This window comes from Candidatus Polarisedimenticolia bacterium (assembly GCA_036004685.1).
In the GTDB taxonomy this organism is placed as follows: Bacteria; Acidobacteriota; Polarisedimenticolia; order Gp22-AA2; family AA152; genus DASYRE01.
The window spans coordinates 1-18559 of sequence record DASYRE010000008.1 but is presented as its reverse complement, the minus strand read 5'-3'; the positions used below and the strand labels follow the sequence as shown (position 1 = coordinate 18559).

At 63.8% G+C, this 18559-nt stretch carries 14 protein-coding genes; all 14 read right to left on the bottom strand.

The features are described 5' to 3' along the window. Positions 1–114: 114 nt before the first annotated feature. Positions 115–1890, bottom strand: coding sequence for a hypothetical protein (locus tag VGR67_01495; GenBank protein ID HEV8335077.1), 1776 nt, complete (start codon positions 1888–1890; stop codon positions 115–117). 92 nt (positions 1891–1982) lie between these two features. After that, positions 1983–2942, bottom strand: coding sequence for a GDP-mannose 4,6-dehydratase (locus VGR67_01490; protein ID HEV8335076.1), 960 nt, complete (start codon positions 2940–2942; stop codon positions 1983–1985). 43 nt (positions 2943–2985) lie between these two features. Then, on the bottom strand, positions 2986–4152 hold the full coding sequence (locus tag VGR67_01485) for a glycosyltransferase family 2 protein (protein HEV8335075.1): 1167 nt from the start codon (positions 4150–4152) through the stop codon (positions 2986–2988). Continuing rightward, the gene (locus tag VGR67_01480; GenBank protein ID HEV8335074.1) at positions 4149–5303 is read right to left on the bottom strand and encodes a glycosyltransferase family 2 protein; all 1155 of its coding nucleotides are present in this window, start codon (positions 5301–5303) and stop codon (positions 4149–4151) included. The genes VGR67_01485 and VGR67_01480 overlap by 4 nt, the downstream gene beginning before the upstream one ends. A gap of 3 nt (positions 5304–5306) precedes the next feature. Then, entirely contained in the window at positions 5307–6080 is a 774-nt protein-coding gene (locus tag VGR67_01475; protein ID HEV8335073.1) for a polysaccharide deacetylase family protein, read from the bottom strand. Continuing rightward, on the bottom strand, positions 6077–6808 hold the full coding sequence (locus tag VGR67_01470) for a class I SAM-dependent methyltransferase (protein HEV8335072.1): 732 nt from the start codon (positions 6806–6808) through the stop codon (positions 6077–6079). Before VGR67_01470 ends, VGR67_01475 begins: the two co-directional genes overlap by 4 nt. A gap of 157 nt (positions 6809–6965) precedes the next feature. Further along, positions 6966–8024: a GNAT family N-acetyltransferase gene (locus VGR67_01465; protein HEV8335071.1), complete on the bottom strand. Its 1059-nt coding sequence runs from the start codon at positions 8022–8024 to the stop codon at positions 6966–6968. Positions 8025–8031: 7 nt separating this feature from the next. Next, positions 8032–9486, bottom strand: a complete 1455-nt coding sequence (locus VGR67_01460) for a hypothetical protein (protein HEV8335070.1) — start codon at positions 9484–9486, stop codon at positions 8032–8034. Positions 9487–9514: 28 nt separating this feature from the next. Beyond that, on the bottom strand, positions 9515–10900 hold the full coding sequence (locus VGR67_01455) for an O-antigen ligase family protein (protein ID HEV8335069.1): 1386 nt from the start codon (positions 10898–10900) through the stop codon (positions 9515–9517). Then, a complete protein-coding gene (gene asnB, locus VGR67_01450) occupies positions 10900–12846 on the bottom strand; it encodes an asparagine synthase (glutamine-hydrolyzing) (GenBank protein ID HEV8335068.1) in 1947 nt (648 codons plus the stop codon). The genes VGR67_01455 and asnB overlap by 1 nt, the downstream gene beginning before the upstream one ends. A gap of 73 nt (positions 12847–12919) precedes the next feature. Beyond that, entirely contained in the window at positions 12920–14326 is a 1407-nt protein-coding gene (locus VGR67_01445) for a flippase (protein ID HEV8335067.1), read from the bottom strand. Between the two features lie 3 nt (positions 14327–14329). Continuing rightward, complete coding sequence (locus VGR67_01440; GenBank protein HEV8335066.1) at positions 14330–15982, bottom strand: carbamoyltransferase C-terminal domain-containing protein; 1653 nt, start codon at positions 15980–15982, stop codon at positions 14330–14332. A gap of 22 nt (positions 15983–16004) precedes the next feature. Continuing rightward, on the bottom strand, positions 16005–17306 hold the full coding sequence (locus VGR67_01435; GenBank protein HEV8335065.1) for a tetratricopeptide repeat protein: 1302 nt from the start codon (positions 17304–17306) through the stop codon (positions 16005–16007). 167 nt (positions 17307–17473) lie between these two features. After that, positions 17474–18559: O-antigen ligase family protein (locus VGR67_01430; GenBank protein ID HEV8335064.1), on the bottom strand; the 1086-nt coding region annotated here is incomplete at its 5' end.

Below are 18559 nucleotides of genomic sequence, written 5' to 3'. Positions count from 1 at the left end.
TGTTACCCGTCGCGGGCCTTGCTGTCAAGTCGCGACGCCTCGGAAACCCTTTCCCAATAAGGCCTTGGCCGGTGCCCGCCGTCGCGGGGGCGGCTCCACGACGTCGGCCTGCGCTCACCCGAGAACCGACTTTCCCAGACTCTGCATGACCCGGAAGCGCTTTCCCGTCTGCTCGCAAAGCAAGACAAGCCGCTTCTGCTCCATTTCCGAAAGCGACGGGATGGCGATCAGGATCTCATCGACGCGGTTCTTCGAGGCGAGGTCGCTGAGCTTTTCCCGTCCGCCGAGGACGGGAAGTCCATGGATGCGCTTCCCCGATTTCCCGGCGTCGTCGTCGATGAACCCAATCGGCTGATAGGCGAGGTCCGGATTGTTGCGGATTTCCCGCAGGATCATCACGCCCGCATCGCCGGCCCCGACGATGATCAGGCGCGTTCCGAGCCGTGGCAGTCCCGCGAAATAGTCGCGCCAGAACCGGAACAGCATGCGGCTCCCGGTCACCAGAACGAGAAGCAGGAAAGCGTCCAGAACGAAGACGACCCGTGAGTATCCTTCAAAGCGCGTCAAGACCAGCAGGGTGAGCACCGAAAGGACGGAGCCGGTGAGGACCGCCTTGGCGATGATTCCGAGGTCGGCGATGTCCATGTAGGACCAGACGATTCGGTACAGTCCGAAGTAGTGAAAGATAAGGAGCTTGATGGAGAGAAGAGCGGGCAGGGTCGCGGCAATCTGAGCGTAGAGGGCGGGTGGAATCGTGCCGTCGAACCGCAGCGCGTAGGCGGAGACCAGCGCAAGCGATATCAGGCAGGTGTCGATCGCCACCTCGAGAATCCTGGTCTTGTGACGGATGAAGCTGCTGTAGACGCGGGAAGCTTCGCGTCCGTTGGAACCCGACTCGTACCGGTAGACCCTTTCCTGGCCGAGGTAAAGTCCGAAAAGGGCCAGCAGCACGATCGAGAACACGGTGATGAGGCCGGAGATGACGAAATTGAAGAGCAGGCTGAAGATCGCGATAGAGCCCAGAAAGACGCATAAGGCGTAGAGGGTCAGGACCGCCTTCCGCTCGGACATCCCGAGAGCCACGAGGCGGTGCGACGTGTGATCCCGGCCGCCGACGGCCACGCTGCGCCCTGAGAGAATCCGGGACGTGGTGACCAGCAGGGTATCGAAGATGGGAACCCCCAAGGCAAGGCTTGGGATTGCCAGGATTGCGAACAGGTTGGAGGCCTGCTCCCACGATCCCAGAATGGTCGTACAGGCCAGGGTGAATCCGAGGAAAAGGCTCCCGCAGTCTCCCATGAAGATCTTGGCCGGATTGAAATTGAACAGCAGAAATCCGAGGCTGGCTCCGAGGACGGCCATCGAGAGCACCGAGATCTCCGGCAGCCCCTGGACCAGGGAGAACACGAAGGTCGTCAAGGAGGAGATGGCCGCCACGCCGACGGCGAGTCCGTCCATGTTGTCGAGGAGGTTGAAGGCGTTGGTGATCGCCACCAACCAGAGAAGGGTCAAGAACAGGTTCAGGAAGGGATTCGGGATCAGATCCAGCCCCAAGCCGGCGTAAAGCACGACGCAGGACGCGAGGATTTCCCCGAGGAACTTTGTGGACGGCTTGATTTGGAGCAGGTCGTCCGTCAGGCCGAGAAGGAAGATCAGGGATCCGCCGACCAGAACCCCGATCATCTCGCGGCTCAGCGTCCCAAACAGCAGGACCGAGGCCGTGACTCCGGCGTAGATCACCGTCCCGCCGAGCAGCGGCGTCGGGCGGGAATGCCAGCGATCGGCCTTGGGCTCGGAGACGAACCCGAAACGGCGGGCCAGGTGGATGACGACGGGAGTCGCCGCGACGCAGAGCAGGAACGCGACAAACAACGCGCCGATGACGCTCATTGACCTCCGTCCGGACCCTCGCCTCCCGGACGGCCGGATCCCCCTCTCTGCAACAAGTGCTTCATTTTAAACGAAATCGAAAGAAATATACTCTATCCACGCTCGTATTCAATGACTTTTTTGAGGATTTCCTTGATGTTCAGGGTGGGCTCGTAGCCGATCGTCTTGCGAATCTTGGAGATATCCGGCACCCGCCGGGGCATGTCCTCGAAGCCCTCTTCGTAGGCCCGATCGTAGGGGATGAGAAGAATCTCCGAGGAGCTGTTCGTCAGCTCCTTGACGAGGACGGCCAGCTCCATGATGGTGATTTCCCTGCCGTTGCCGATGTTGAAGACCTGTCCCGTCGTCTTGTCGGAATCCATCAGCTTGACGATCGCGCCGACGACGTCGGAGACGTAGGTGAAGCTGCGGGACTGGGTGCCGTCTCCAAACACCGTGATCGGCTGGCCGGAGAGGGCCTGCCGCACGAACGTCGGGATCACCATGCCGTATCGTCCCGTCTGACGAGGGCCGACCGTGTTGAAGAGACGGCAGATTACGACCGGGTGCCGCTTCTCCTTCCAGTAGGCGATGGCCAGGAATTCGTCGATCGCCTTGGAGCATGCGTAGCTCCACCGTCCTTTGATGGTCGGACCCAGCACCAGGTCGTCGTCCTCGCTGAAAGGCACCTTCGTGCTCTTGCCATAGACCTCGGACGTGGAGGCGATCAGGACCTTTTTCTTCTTCTTGTTCGCCAGCATCAACACGTTCTCGGTGCCTTTGATGTTCGTTTCGATCGTGTTGACCGGGCTCTCCACGATGAGCCGGACCCCGACCGCCGCCGCCATGTGCAGGACCTGGTCGCAGCGGTCGATGCATTCCGCGAGAACCGGGATGTTCATCACCGTTTCCACGACGTAATGGAACCCGGGTTGCCCTTTCAGATGCTCGATGTTCTGGATGCCGCCGGTCGAGAGATCGTCGAGCACCCAGACCTCGTCCCCGCGGCTGAGATAGGCTTCGGCCAGGTGCGAGCCGATGAAGCCGGCCCCTCCCGTGATCAGGACTCTCATGAGATCTTCTCCTTCATGTCCTTGAGGTTTGGCTCCGGGTGTCTCATCGGGTGCTCGCCGCCTTCTCCCAGACGACGGGGTGCCGTCCGCGGAGGAAGTCGGCGATTCCTTTCACCGAGGCGGCGTTGACCGCACAGAAATAATAGGGAAGGAAGATCTGCTTCGGCAGCGCTCTCCCGCGCGACTCGAGAATCCAGCCCGCCAGGGCCATCGCATAGAACAGCGCCTGGAGACCGAGCAGAGAGCTCCAGAAGGGTCCGCCTCCTCCCGCCAGGCACGCGACGAAGATCCCGGTGAGGAAGAGCGGAACCATCCAGCGAAGCACCTTGTGGCTGATGATCTGGAACCAGGCCATCGCCGGGAGGGGCGAGAAGCAGCGCGCGCCGTGCAGATAGGTGGTGATCTGGTTCGTGATGATCCGCGTCTTTCGGCAGAATTCCTCCCGGACCGTGCTCGCCGCCCGCTCCTGGCAACGGGCGGCTCTCTCGAAGACCACGCGATACCCGCCGCGCAGCGCGAGCAGCGGATTGGCCACGTCCGCTTCGACCCGCTCCGGAAGGGGCGCGCAAAGGACGCGGCGCATGGCGTAGATGGCCCCGTTTCCGACGATCGTGGAGCCGAGGCGGCTTTCGCGGTCCTTGATGAAATTCTCGTACCGCCAGTAGAGTCCTTCTCCGAGCGAGGCGTTCAGCGGGCCTTCCCGGAAGTACTCCAGTTGCCCCATCACGCAGCCGATCCTGGGATCCTGGAAGCGTCGTACCAGGTTCCTCAGGGCGTCGGCACGGAAATAGGCGTTGGCGTCGGTGAACACCAGGATTTCGCCGCGCAGGTCGGGCAGGACGGCGTTCAGGCATGCCGTCTTGCCGCGCCGATTCTCGAGGAACACGAGCCGCACCCGCCCTCCTGCCGCGGCCCGCGCCACCGATTCGGTGGCGTCGCTCGATCCGTCGGAGACGACGACGATCTCGAGGAGCGCTTCCGGATAGTCGAGCTCGAGGCTGTTGCGGATCTTCCGGGCGATGACCTGTTCTTCGTTGTAGGCGGGCACGATGAGGGATAACCGCGGCAGCGGTCGATCCCCCGGGGCCTCATCTTCCGGCGTCTCCCCCCGCAAGCTCGTCCACAATGTCAGGAGAACGGGATAGCCGGCGTAGGAGTAGGCCGTCATCCCGGCGCACCCCCAGAACAGCCATTCCGCCATCGAAGTCATCGTTCGACCGGCTCCCACACTCCCCTCACCCGGTGCCCCAACAGGAGCCGTCCGAGGGCCAGCGCCGCCGAGAGGTTCACCAGGACGAAATAGAACGGCAGGAAGGCGACCTTCGAGCGCTTGCCCGCCCGGTTCAGCAGGAATCCGGCCAGAGCCAGCAGGTAAAAGAGGATCTGCCCCGCCAGGAGCGCCGCGTAGACGGGACGATGGATCAGCATCAGGTTGGAGAGCAGGAGCATCAAAGCGATCGGCAGCACGAACCACCTGAGAAGCCGGTGGGAGAGGAGTTGCACCGCGAGGAGGGGATCGCGACGCGGATCCAGAAGCCGCTTCATGGATCGCAGGGCCGTGAAATTACGGGAGATGATCCGCGTTTTCGTGGCGATTTCGGTCCGGGGGGAGGTGGCCATCGTTTCCAGGATTTCCGTGTCGGTGTCGTAGATAACGCGGCGGCCTTGATCCAGGACGTTCATGGGGCTCATGAAATCGTCGGGCAGGTGATCCGGGACGGCCCGGTAAAGCTCGCGACGGATTGCGTAGACCGCCCCGCTCAGCACCACGGCGGATCCGATGAGGCTCTCGGCTTTTCGCAGGAACACCTCGTACCGCCAGTAGAGACCTTCGCCCTGGGTCACGGAGGTCTCTCCGGGATTGACGTAGCGTATCCGTCCGCCCACGCACCCCACCTCCGGATCGGCGAAGTTCCTGGAGATCTTGCGAAGCGTGTCGCTCCGGTACAGGCTTCCCGCGTCCGAGAAAAGGATGAGGTCTCCGCGAAGCGACGGCACCAGTTCGCGGAAGTTGGCGGCCTTTCCCCGCCGGCGGGGAGCGACCACCAGCTTCACGCCGCGGCTCTCGAAGCGCCGCGCGATCTCGTGGGTCCGGTCCGTCGACGCGTCCGACGCCACGATGAGGTTCAGACGGTCCCGCGGATAGTCGAGCTCGAGGCAATTCTCGAGCTTCTTGGCGAGGACGGCCTCCTCGTTAAAGGCCCCGATGACGAGATCGATGACCGGGGTGATGTCGTCGCGCCGCACGGGCCGGGGACGGATTCGGCCAAGCGTCCAGAGAAGCGCCGGATAGCCGAAGTGGATGTAAGCCAGGAGCAGCAAAGAGAACAGGAAGAGGAATTGGCCGAGGGCTTCCGGCATGGCTCACTCGACCTCTCGCCGGCGCCAGCGCTCGGTCCACCGGGCGTAGCGTCGCATTCCGACGACCCGCTTGACCATCTCGGCGGCGGTCTCACCCAGCGACGGTCCGGCGCGATCCAGCATCCCTCGCAGATCGGCGCCGCGGACTCGCCGGTGCATTCCCCAGCATCGCAGGTAGATCCAGTCGGGCGGCAGGAGGTTCGAGCCCCGGCGCGTCCCGCAGGCGACCTGGTAACCCGCCTTCTCGACGGCGTCGCGCACCTTGGCGTTGGCGTCTCCGAACGGATAGGAGAAGCAATCCACGCTGCGACCGAGGAGGTCTTCGAGAAAATCCTTCGAGCCGGCGATCTCCCGATCCAGATCCGAGGATCCCAATTCGGTGAGGAAGGGATGGTTCAGCGAGTGCGAGCCGACCTCCATCCCCAGGGATGCCAGGTCCCTGACCTCCGAGGGAACCAGGATGTTTTTCCTTCCGAGCCAGGCTGGGACGATGAAGAAGGTGGCGACCCCTCCCTCCTGGGCCAGCACGGGAACCGCGAGGCGCAGGCTGCTTTCCTTTCCGTCGTCAAAGCTCAGACAGACGACTTTCTCGGGGAGCCGGCCGCGCTCGGCCCGCTCGCGGCACTCTCTCAAGGTAAGCATGGCGTAGCCGTTCTGCCGGATCCATCGGACCTGGTGGACGAAATCATCCACCGACACGTATTCCTGGGGAGGCCGTCCGCGAATCTCCTCGGGATCGCGATACAGTCCGTGATATCGGAGGACGTGGAATCTCAAGCGATCCTCCTTCCCGCCGCGCCCGGAGCGGCACGCTCCCGCTGGCGCGGCGTCCTGCCGAAGGCCAGGAGATTCGGACTTACGACGAGACGCTTCCCGGAGGCCCGGTAGATCGCCTCGCAGGCCCATCCTACGCCGTCTTTGAGGAGCGGCAGCGCGGTGCCCGCGCCGGAGCCCTTCTCGCGGAACAGGGGCGAAGGCTCGGCCCAGCACTCCACGTATCCCGCCAATCGCAGGGCGTGCCGCAGGCTCTTTGAGGAGAATCGCTGGGCATATTCGAAAGCCTTGCGGGGTCCAGCCGGGGCGGCCTGGGCTTTCCGCCCCAGGAGGCGCGCGCCCGCTTGCTGGATATTCCGGTTGATTTCCCGGACCATCAGCAATCCCCCCGGACGCAGCGCGCGGCGCGCCGATTGCAGCAGCGCCATCGGGTCCGGAACGTGGCGCAGCGTATCCACGATGGTGACGGCGTCGAACTCCTCCGCCGGAAGGTCGGCGGCCTCCATGAGGCCTTCGGTCACCTTCGCCCCGGTCAACTTTCGGGCCCATGCGGCCGCCGTGGGCGAGGCTTCGACTCCTTCCACCTCCCACCCGGCGCGCGCCGCGGAATCCATCAAGAACCCGAGGCCCGAACCGACGTCCAGGAGCCGTCCCCGCTCGGGACGGAGAGCGCAGAGACGCGCGGCGATCGCCTCCATGGCCGATCTCCTGGCTTGGTGGAGCTTCACCATAGCCGCGTCGCGGTAATAGTCGCTTTCCCACTCGGCGGCGGGGTCCGGTGGTGGCGCCGCGCCGCTCCACGCCAGACCGCATGCCGGGCAATGATAATCGCCCCGCGCGTCGCCCTCGCTTTCTCGCGGCGCGGTTCCGCAGACGACGCAGGACCTCCTACGATCCACCGACCGCCCCCGCCGTGATCTCCCGGCGATCCTGTCCCGTCTTGAGCCCGCCGAGCCACCCCTTCAGGCGCTGCCGGCCGTAGAAGGCGTCCCGATAGACGTCCCGCAGCCGGGCGAGAAACCGGTAGCGGCTTCGCGAGTACCAGGGCACGTGAATGCGCGTCCCCCGGTACTTGGCCTTGTACTCTCCTCCCCCGCCGAAATCGTAGGCCGGGACGCCCAGCTGTTTGAGCCGCTTCATCGCCTCCCACTGAAGGAGCTCGTTCGGACATCGTTTCTGCTCCTGGCGCCAGCTCGCAGCGCCCCAGAGGTAGGCGCACCGCCGGTCATAGGTGACGATGGCCGTCGCGATGCATGCCCCATCGTCGCGCAACGCTCTCAGACAGAGGAGCCGATCCCGCGGCGCGCATCGCCAGAGCGCCTCGACGCGCGCGCGCGCGTACGTCGGGACGAGCCGCTGTTTGGCGAAGACGTCCTCGAGTTGCCGGTAATAATCGTCCACGAACCCTTCATCGCGGGCCTCTTCGACCCTCACGCCTTCCCGCTGGGCTTTGTGGATGGACCATTTGCACCCTTTGTTGAAGCGCCCGAACAGATCAGTTTCGCCGGGCCTCAGGTCGAGCAGGAAGCTCTGAAAGCCCTGATCTTCATAGGAGAGATCCTTGGCGGTGCCGGGCGGCAGGTCGGGCGTCAACAGCTCGAAATGGGCGCATCCAAGCTCCCCGAAGACCCACCGGTGCATGGCGAGAAACGCCTCCGCGGAGAAGGCGCAGTCGGCATTCAGGACGGGGCCCATGTAATGGGTGGTCCATCCGTGCAGCGGGCTGCCCAGGATCCTCAGTCCGTATTTGGAGAGGAGCCTGCCGGCGAAGTAACCGATGGGACGGCCGTTCTCCAGAATGCGGGCCCGCAGGGTCCGGCCCGGCTGCGTGGCGTCCAGAAATCTCAGCCAGCCGGAAGAATGATAGAAACGCGCCCGACCGGTGGCCTCGAGCCACTGATCCCAGGTCGCGGCGGACACCTGCTTCACCTCCTCGAACTCGATCACGGCAGCCTCATCCGGCTTTCTGCTCGGCGTCCGACTCGGCGAAGAGGTTCTTGCTCGTCTGGACGCCGAAGCGAAGCGGGACTTTCGAGATGACCCATCGCAGCTTTCCCCGGGGTCCCCGCGGGATGGAGTCCACGAAAACGACTTCGATCTTCATCGTATCGCCGACGCGCTTGCGGAACTCCGACACCAGGATTCTCGTGTCGTCGTCCGTGTAAGCAGGGCGACGCACGATGCGGATGATCAGCGAGTGCAGAGTCTCCTGGACGATCTGGGAGGCCAGGACGTTCTTCATGGGCTTGAAAGGATGCGTGAGCGTCGAAGCGCTGACGTGCCGACCTTCGGGCGTGACCACGATGTCCTCGGCCTTGGTGGTCACGGGATCCATGAGAGGAAGCGTGCGCCCGCATCCGCAACGCTCGCCCCGCACCGCGCTGACATCGCCCAGCCGGTAGCGAATCAGCGGCATGGCGTAGTTGTGCAGCCCCGTCACGATCAGGTGACCCGCCTCTCCCTCAGGACGCGGCGCGCCGCGGTCGTCGGCGATCTCCGCGATTCCATATCCGCTGAACAGATGCATCCCCTCGCCGGACGGACATTCTCCGGCGAAAAGAACCCGCTCCGCCTCTCCCAGGTAATCGTAGACCGGGCAGACGAAGCGTTCCTGGATGACCTCTCGCTGGATCGGCAGGAGGGTCTCCGCCGAGGTGAAGACGCACTTCAACGGCAACGTCCTGCCGCGGGATCGGAGGTGACAGGCGAGCAAGTACGCGGTGGATGGATAGGCGTCGAGGGCCTCCGTCCCGAAGGACTGCATGGCTTCGAGGTAGGAATCCACCGTGCGCTCGTCGAGATGAAAGGAGGAAAGAAACAGCTGGTTCCAGGCCCGGTTGGCGCGCCAGAAAGGCGGCGCGTGCTGCCGGTCGGGGACGATTATCCGTCCGAGGAGGGCGGCGTAGGGGCGGCCAAAGCTGAAACCAGCCCAGGATCGGTGCGACCAGAGCGCCGCGTTGGTCGCGCAATCCACCGAATCATCCCAGTAACATTCCAGCGGCGAGCCCGTCGTGCCGCTGGTGTGAGCCCGTCTCAAGCGCCGGGGGTTCGCGACGCGCGAGACCAGCGCCTCGAAGTTGCGGCGCAAGTCCTCCTTTTCGAGAATGGGGAGCTTCGCGAGATCCTCGATCGACCGGACATCGCCGGGACGCAGCTTCCGCTCGTCCATCACTTGACGGTAATAGGGGACGTTCTCGTAACAATGCCGTATCAACGCGGCGAGCCGTTCTTCCTGATACGCCTTCTGCTGCGGTCGCGAAGCGGCCTCCAGGGCGTCGAACTCCCGCCTTAATCGACGGTATCCCTCGCCGAAGCGGGCGCGGCGCAGCCGCCATCCGTGAAGAGTCAGAAGGGTGTTCTGCAAAGGAATCGGGGCGCGCCGATAGATGGCTTCCTGCCAGGTTCCCATCGAATTCTGGTCCTCGTCTTGCGGCGTCCTACGACGACGAGCTCGTCGGAGCCGGAGTCGCCGCCGGGTCGTTCTCGGAGGCCCTCAGGCAAACGTAGCTCAGGGACAGCACCACCCCAGTGTGGGTGAACAGCAGATTTCCGGAAGCGAAGGCTGCAATCAGCATCAGCAACGTCAGGGTTTCGGCGGCACGGAGATACGTGAGGTCCTCGGGAGGCGGGGCTCGCTGCTCCGCTTTCATGTAATTGTAGCCAGCCTGCAGAATCCACCAGCAAAGCAAGAGGAAACCGAGTGTTCCGGTTTCCGCCAGGGCCTGGACGTAGAGATTGTGAGGAGGAAGGGTGTGGACTCCCGGCATTCCCGGGTTGAACTCCGGCTGGATATAGTAATAGCCGTAGTTTCCGAGCCCCACGCCCAGAACGGGATTGGCCTTCCATATCTTGAGACCCGCCTTGTTGTAGTAGCCGCGGACCGAGAGCCCGTGGCGCTGCGACAGGACGACCGTTCCCCTCAGTTCGCTCCCGATTTTCTCGAAGCGGTGGGAGAAATGCTGGGGCAGCAAGGGATAGGCACAGGCGCCCAGGACAGCGAAGAACAGGATTCGGCGCCAGGATCGCCTTTCGCGAATCACGACCATGCAGATGCCGCCGACAAACGCGATAATCGCACCCCGGGAGATCGAAAGGATCATTCCTCCCATGAGCAGGACACTCAGACCAAAACCGAGAGCCTTTTCCCATCGCCGCGTACCGTTCAGGAAAAAGTAGAACGGGACGAAGAAGGTCATCGCGGCGACTTCGCCGAATTGGTTCTCGTTTTCCAGGAGTCCCCTGGCCCGATTGTCGATGGTCTTCCCCACGGCTACCTGGTAGAAAGCGGCCAGCGAATTCAGGGCTCCCATGCCTGTGAGAATCCACAGAGGCAGGCGGAGCTTCCGGTAGGAGTTCACCACGTTCACAATCAGCACGCAGAAAATGATGTTGAAGGAGAGTTTGCGCAAGGAAGACCAGGTCAGCGCCGCATTCTTGGTGAAATTCAAAGAGTAGAGCAGGTGGAATATCAGGAAAATCATGGGGAGGGTCGTGTTCCCGAGGACGATCCCGCGCTTGTTGGCCGCGTACCAGAGGAGCGCTATCAGGGCCACCAAAGGGCCCGCGATTTGGACGACGGTGAGACCGCCGACGGCGAACGGCGCATATTGGGAGGCCAGGACGAAGGTCAGTCCGATCACAGGGGATCGCAAGGTCAAGAGAGCCAGGATCCCGCCGACGATGAGCCAAGGAAGGTTGGTGACGGGGAATCCCAGATAGAGGAACCCGGCCACCAAGGTGCCCACCGCGGCAAGGCCCAGGATCTGGACCTTCGAAGGATACGAAAGAGAATCGGCCAGAGAAAGGCTTTTCAGGGAGCTCATTACGGCACGCTCCGGATCGGGACCTGCCCGGCATCGGCGTCGAGCACCGGAGGAAGCGAGTCGGAGAATCCGGGATAGGGATTCGCCGGATCGAGGTACTTCCGGTGCCAGAGCTCGAGAGTCAGGAAAGCCCAGAGCTGCTCCGAGAAGTCCCAAGCTCCCTGTTGGTGAGCGGAAATGAGCGACTCCATCCCTCGACGATCCCAGAATCCTCGCCGGCGCGCCGTCTCTCCCAGGAAGAGATCCTTCAGATAATCGCGCAGCTCGTTCCGGAACCAGTGGGAGAGCGGAATCCCGAATCCTCTCTTGGGTCGGTTCCAGGTTTCGTGGGGAAGATCGTGGCCCGCCGCCTCCAGAAGCAGAGACTTCGGCCGGCTCTCGCGCTTCCATGCGGGAGGAAGGCAGGCGACGAACTCCACGACGCGGTGATCCAGCAGCGGGACCCTCCCCTCGAGACTACAGGCCATGCTCATGCGGTCCACTTTGGCGAGAATGTCCTCCGGAAGATAATTGTGGAGATCGATCCGCTGCGCCCCGTCAACCGGGTCGGACCAGCCGTCGACGGAAACTTCCCATCCGACTTTAGCCGCCGCTTCCCTCCAGGCCGGCGTCACCGCGGCGGCCGCCCGCCGATCGAAAAGGAAATTCACCGAATCGATGTAGTCCTGCGGAAAGACGTCCAGACTGCGCCGCAGCGCCCCGGACAGCCTGGTCGCCGAGAAGCTCGCCGCCCCGACCTTCCCCAGCAGGAAGCTTCCCGCACGCCTCATCCCGCGCGGCAGACGGCGCAAGGAATCCAAGCGCGTCAGGCTCTGATAGCGGTTGTAGCCGGCGAACAGCTCGTCGCCTCCGTCCCCCGAGAGCGCCACCGTGACCTGGGCGCGAGCGAGCCGGGAGACGAGATAAGTCGGAATGGCGGAGGGATCGCCAAAGGGCTCGTCAAAGGCGGAAATGACCTTCTCCACCAACCCGATGGCCTCGGGGCGGACGACGAGATCGCAGTGCTCGGTGCCGAGCGCCTTCGCCACCTTCCGCGCAATCGGAATCTCGTTGAATTCCTCCTCCTCGAAGCCGATCGTGAAGGTCTTGACCGGATCCTTCGAGACTTTCTTCATCAGCGCGACGACGCAGCTCGAATCGATTCCCCCGCTGAGGAACGCTCCCAGCGGCACGTCGCTGATCAGGCGGAGCCGGACCGATTCTTCGAGGAGGGCTCGAAGACGCTCCACGGCTTCCGCGCGGTCGAAACCGGGGGCGGGATCCACCGGCGGAAGGTTCCAATAACGGCGGATGGACACCTTCCCGTCCTGACAGATCATGAGGTGAGCCGGCCGGAGCTTGTGGATTCCCGCGAAGATGCTGCGATCGCCCGGAAGATACAGGAAGCGGAAGTACCGGGCGAGGCTCTCTTCGTCGAGCCTCCGGACGGAGAGCGGCAGCGTCGAGAGGATCCCTTTCAATTCGGAGGCGAACACGAGCTCCTGAGACGTCGACCGGTAGAAGAGCGGCTTGATGCCGAGTCGATCCCGCACGAGAATCAGCTTGCGAGACCGGGAATCCCAGATGGCGATGGCGAACATCCCGCGCAGCTGATGGACGAAGTCCTCTCCCGCCTCCTCGTACAGGTGGACGATCGCCTCCGTGTCCGAGCGCGTGCGGAAGCGGTGCCCCCGTTCCTCGAGGGTTCGAGTGATTTCGCGATAGTTATAGATCTCACCGTTGAAGATCACCTGCACCGTGCCGGACTCGTTCGACATGGGCTGGTGGCCCCCGGCGAGGTCCAAGATCGAGAGGCGGCGGAATGCCAGACCGATCTCCCCTTCCCGGTAAAACCCCTGGTCGTCCGGCCCGCGGTGCCGGAGCGCATCGGCCGACGCCCGCAATCGCGCATCGGTTTGCTCCGGAAGCGCCCCCCGGAACGAGAGAATTCCCGCTAATCCGCACACGGCCACGGCCTCCCCGCGCGGCGCGGCCGAGCCGCCGCGTGGATGAACGGATCTGTCGCTCGAGCGGGAGCGATCAAGCGGCCGCCTCCCTCATCTTCGAGAACACGCCGGCGACCCGGCCCCAATCCTCACGGCGAAGGACGAAGGCATCGCGGACCTTCGCCCCCGAGATCCTCAGGAAGGCGACGATGACGACCAGCGCGATGATGCTGTAAGAGACCGAGGAGGCCAGGGACGCGCCCACGATCCCGTATCGCGGAATCCAGAGCAGGTTCAGAAGGAAGTTGGTCACGAGGCCCAAAGCGGCCGCCAGCGTCACCGGCAACGGATGGCCCCGGCCGGAAAGATCGGATCCGAGCACCAGCTGGATGGCCATCGCAAGAATTCCGGGAAGGATCGCGAGCAGCGCCGGAGACGCCGCCAGGAACGGTTCGCCGAAGAACAGGCGCAGCACGGCATTCCGGCTCAGCGCCAGGACTCCGCACAGAACCAGCATCACCCAGAATGCGTTCCGGCACACGGCCAGCGTCAAGCGGTCCCTCTCCGCGCCGCCCGATCTCGCGATGCTCGGGAAGAGCACCCATCCCAGCGAAGTCGGAACCATCCAGAGAATCTCCGCCAGGCTGACGGCGGTCGCATAGAGGCCGGTCTGTCTCAGGTCCAGCAGGTACCGGACCATGAACAGGTCGAAGCGGTAATTCAAATAAAGAAGGATCGTAAAACTGTAGACCTTCAGCCCGTATCCAGTCAATTCTCTGAGGATTTCGCCGTTCAGAAGCGGTCGGGCCGGAACGCCCCGCAGACGCCGAAATGCCATGATGATGACCAGAATCTCGGCCAGCAGCTGCCCGAGGACTACTCCGATCACTCCAAGCCGCAGGACTCGAATCGCCACGAGGATCCCGAGGAACATGAGGCCGCTGCGCGCCAGATCCATCCGGTTCGCCTCGAGGATTCGCATCTCCCCGCGGAAGAGTCCGCCGAGCGAGAGCAGGAAAACCTGCGTCGGCAGGAGCAGCACGGCCAGCAGGAAGGCCGAGCGGGGCACCCCGGGAAGCAGAACGCCGCGCAATGCGAAACCCACCCCCAGGCAGAGGATCATCGCGCCTGCGGAGAGCAGAAGCAGCGCCGTCAGGACCGATCGCATCAGCCTCTCGCGGTCGAAGGTCCGGCGGCCAAGATGGTAGGTCGCCGACCAGTTCAGGCCCAACGGCGTCAGGATTGCCAGGAGTTGCGGCAGAATCAGGGCGGCGGTGAGGGCTCCCTTCCCTTCCGGCAGAAGAGTGCGGGCGACGACGGCCGCCTGGATCGTGCCGATCCCAAGAGCCAGCACCGCCGTCAGGAACGTCGTGGCGCTGTCTCTCAGGAATTTCGGCCCGCCGATCGGGCTCTGCTCGGACCCGGCGGATTTCCCCTCGAGAAGGCCGCGGAGCTTGCGCCAGGCGCCGTGCGTCATGCGGCCGGCTGGGTCTTCGGGCATTTCTTACCTCGCCGCGGGAAGCGGGGTCGCTTCCTTGGAAAGCACGTAGTCCCCCAGGATCAGGTGATCCATGCCGGTCATGTAAAAGGTCGAGATGGCGTCCCGGGGCGTCGTCACGATGGGCTGGCCCTTCACGTTGAAGCTGGTATTGATGACCATGGGGATGCCCGTGACCCTCCCGACTTCCGAGATGAGCCGATGAAACCGGGGATTCGTGGCGGCGCTTACGGTCTGGATCCGGGCGGTGCCGTCGATATGGGTAATGCTGGCGATGCGCTCCTTCTGCTCTTCCTGAACGTCGAACGTCAGCGTCATGAACGGGGAAGAGACGCCGCCAACGAAATACTCCTCGACCTTCTCCTCGAGCACGGCGGGAGCGAACGGGCGGAAGTCCTCCCGGAACTTGATGGTGGCGTTGATCCGGTCCTTCATGCCCGGGTCCCGAGGGTCGGCCAGGATGGAGCGGTTTCCGAGAGCCCGCGGACCGAACTCCATGGCCCCCTGAAACCAGCCCAGAATGGCCCCCTGCGCGATCTTCTCGGCGCCGAATCGGCAGACGTCCTCCTCCCGCCGGTAGGGCACCTTGAAGCTGTCCAGAGTCCTGGCGATCTCTTCGTTGCTGAAGGATGGACCCAGGTAGACGTGATCCATCCTCTCCGGGGCGACGCCCCGCTCGGCCAGAACCTCCAGGGCGGCGCCCACGGCCGTCCCGGCGTCACTGGCCGCCGGCTGTACGTAGATCCGATCGACAAAAGGCAGCGCGAGGAGCCGCTGGTTCATGACGCAGTTGAGCCCGACCCCTCCGGCGATGCAGAGATTCCGTGAGCCGGTCTCCCGGTGCAGCCAAGTCACCAGGTCGACGACCGCTCGCTCCAAGGTCTTTTGGGCGCTGTAGGCGAGATCCATGTGAGCCTGGGTGAGCGGTTCCTCTTTCAGGCGGGGACGGCCGAGCCGTTTCACCAGCCTCTCCGTGTAGATGCCCTCCTGTTTCGAGGGAAAAGCCTGGCTCTGCCCCACGGAGACCAGGTACTCCTCGTGGTTCAGCCGATAGTCGCCCGCTTCGTGTCGCAGCAGCCAGGACAGATCAACCTCGTTTCGGCCATACGAGGCCAGGCCCATCACCTTGTATTCGTCGTTGTCGCGCTGGAATCCCAGAATCTGTGTCAGCATCGAATAGAACAACCCGAGGGAATTGGGACGCGCGATCGTCTTGAGGGCGGTTATCCGCTCTCCCTGACCCCGGGAAAGAAGGGTCGAGACCGAGTCGCCCGACACGTCGGCGCTCAGGATCATGGCGTCTTCGAACCCAGAGACCCGATAGGCACTGGCGGCGTGGGCGAGGTAGTGGGGGACGAGCCGAATCGCCGGAGAGTGGCCGAATTTCAACTCCAGGTAGTCCCGAAGACGCGCCTGCATGCCCGGCACGGTGGCGTAACCGTAGGCCACCGTCTTGACCTCTTTGAGGGTGATGCCGGCGCGCGCCAGACAGAAGCGAATGGCATTCTCCGGAAGCCTCCCTTCGGCGTGCTTGATCCGCAGGAAGCGCTCCTCTTCCCCTCCGGCCACGAGCTTCCCGCCGTGGTAAAGGACCGCTGCCGCGTCGTGATGACCCGAACGGATTCCGCCGCTGATTCCAAGGACGTATGCGTCGCTCACCTTTTCCTCAAAAGAAGTCTCGTCAAGGCCCGGCATCCTTAAGGATTTCGTCTTGGATCTGCTCCAGTTGCTTTCGATACACCGTCTCGCCCGGTTGGAGCTTGACGAGCTTCCTCGCCGGATACAGCGCCCGAGCGGGCAGCCCGACGCGCCGGTAGAATTCCACGAGGCTCGCGAGCGGAGCGATGCGATCCTCGCTCGAATCGGCCGCTTTCTCGTACTGCTCGGCGGCGTCGTCAATCCATCCCAGCGATTCGTAGATCTTCCCGAGCGTCGCGAGAGCCCGGGGATCTCTCGGATTCAGGGTCAGGGCGCTGCGCAGCTGCTGGATCGCGTCCTGGTGTTGGCCCGTCAGCTCGAGCATCTCCCCGAGGTTCAAATGGATCCGGAAGCGCCCTTCGGGGGACAGGAGATCCTGCGCGAGCGAGCGGCGGTAGAGCCGTATCGCGTCCTGGGTCTTGCCATCGCCGGCGGCGGCGGCGGCCTGCAAGGAGATGTAGTTGTTGCCGGCCCGCGCGGCACGCTCGGCGCCCCCGAAGGCTTTCCGGGCTTCCCCCCATCGCTCCAGCCGCATGAGGAAAAACCCCAGGTGGCGGTAGACCCTTTCGGGCTCTGCCTTGCGAGGCTCTTCCACCGCTTTGGCGAAGGCGTGAATGGCCGTTTCCTGGAGATCGGGATCGAGAGTCAAGGCATCCAGGAACGGGTGCCGCCCCGCGTCGGGCATCAACCGGACGGAGTCTCCGTAGACCGACAAGGCGAGCGACCTGAGCCCAAGATTCCAGGCGACGTCTCCAAGCGAGTCCCCAAAAAAGACCGCATTCGGATCGACCCGCTGGGCCAGCTCCAACGCGCGGATCTGAAGGACGTCCTCGGGCTCGAGGTTCTCTTCGGGGCGCACCGAGATGTCCTGGAGGGAATAGGTTCTTCGGCGCTGGTTTTCCGGTTTCAGAGCGCCGAAGAAGTCCGCCACCCCCCCCCACGTCTCCGGATCCAACGGAGCTTTTCCGGCCAGGCGTCCGAGGCGTTCGGCGCATCGTTTTGCCGCCTCCGCCGCGTCAATCCCGAGGGCCGGGCCGAGGGCCTCGGGGCTCTCGAGGACGCGCGTGTAGACGTCGCGCTCCCCTTGAATCCCCTTGAAGCTCGTCAAGTCCCAGCGCTGGAGGGATTCGTAGCGCTCGAGCGCCTCATCGATCTGGCCCGTCCAAAAGGCCTTTCGGGCGTCCCGTCTGAGCTCCGCCACGGCCACCTGCCAGGCGGTAAACACGATGACCCCGATGAGCAACGCCCAGGCCACCGGACCCCGGCCCCGATAGCTACGGATCACGCTCCCCCTCTCCTCCTGGCGTCTTGCGACGCCAGGCCGCCGGCCCACGATTGAATGCGCAGTAATCCATCAATATACGGGAACCTGGAGTGGGCTGCAATGGGATATTGCCGTCCGCCAAGGACTTCCGGCGAAACGGGGGGCGCCGCGGAAGGCGGCGGCCGGGGTCATTCCCCTGCCCGGCCGGGGGTGAGACCCCGAACCATCAAAGCCGCGCAGAGGACGAAGAGGAGTCCGTTGGAGGGAATCTGCAGGTTGAAATCGACCAGAGAATGGAGCAGCAGGATCGCTGTTCCGAATGCGGCGCCCAGCGTGACGGGATCCTGACGGCGCATCGGCTGTTTAAAAATCGGCCTTACATAGCGCCATGCGATCCACAGGACCCCGGCGGCCAGAAGAGCGAGTCCGATGGCACCGCTCTCGGCGAGAACCTGGAGGTAGTCGTTGTGAGCCTGCTGCCAAATGGAGGTATCTCCGTATGTCTTGAAGATCGGAAAAGCCAGGGCGAAGGTTCCGAGGCCCGTGCCAGTCAGGGGGTTGGCCGCCACCATCCGTCCAATCGCCTTCCACGCATGGAGGCGGGCCGAAAAAGAAGGCTCGAGACCCACCTCCGGATCGGAAGGTCTCATCAGCTCGCCGCCATACAAGGTGTACAGGATGCCCACCGCGACCACCAGCAGGAGCGGAAGAAACGCCAGCAAAACGGCGAGACGAGGGCGGCGGCTCTTCCGGCCGAGGGGCGCCAGATGGATCGCGGCATAGGACCCCGCGACGACGAAGGTCGAGAAGAGCCCTCCCCGTGAGCCGGCCATCACCAGCGCAACCCCCATCACCGCGAGGAAGAAGACGACCAGGAGAAGTCGAGGGATCCGGCTCCGGCGCTGTCTCCGGTGCCGGCGTCGGCCGGAGGAGTGACCCAGAACCGCGGCGCCGAGAGGCAGGGCCATTTCCAAGTATCCCGAGAAGTGATTGCTGTTCACCCACGGGCCGAACGGGTGACCCTGATACACCGGGATCAGCCAGAAGATCTTCCCGTTCCAGCGAAAGTGCTGGACGATCCCGAGCAAAGCGATCGCGAAACCCAGCACGAGCAAGAGCCAGGGGAGACGTTTGCGGGCAGCGCTATCCGGAAGATATCGGAGAATGAAAAGGAAAAAGGCTCCATAGGCAAGGAACCGGAAAATCCAGCGCAGGGTCTCGCCCGGGTACCATGAGATGGCCTTCCAGCCGGGCCGCACCTCGAGGCGCCCCTC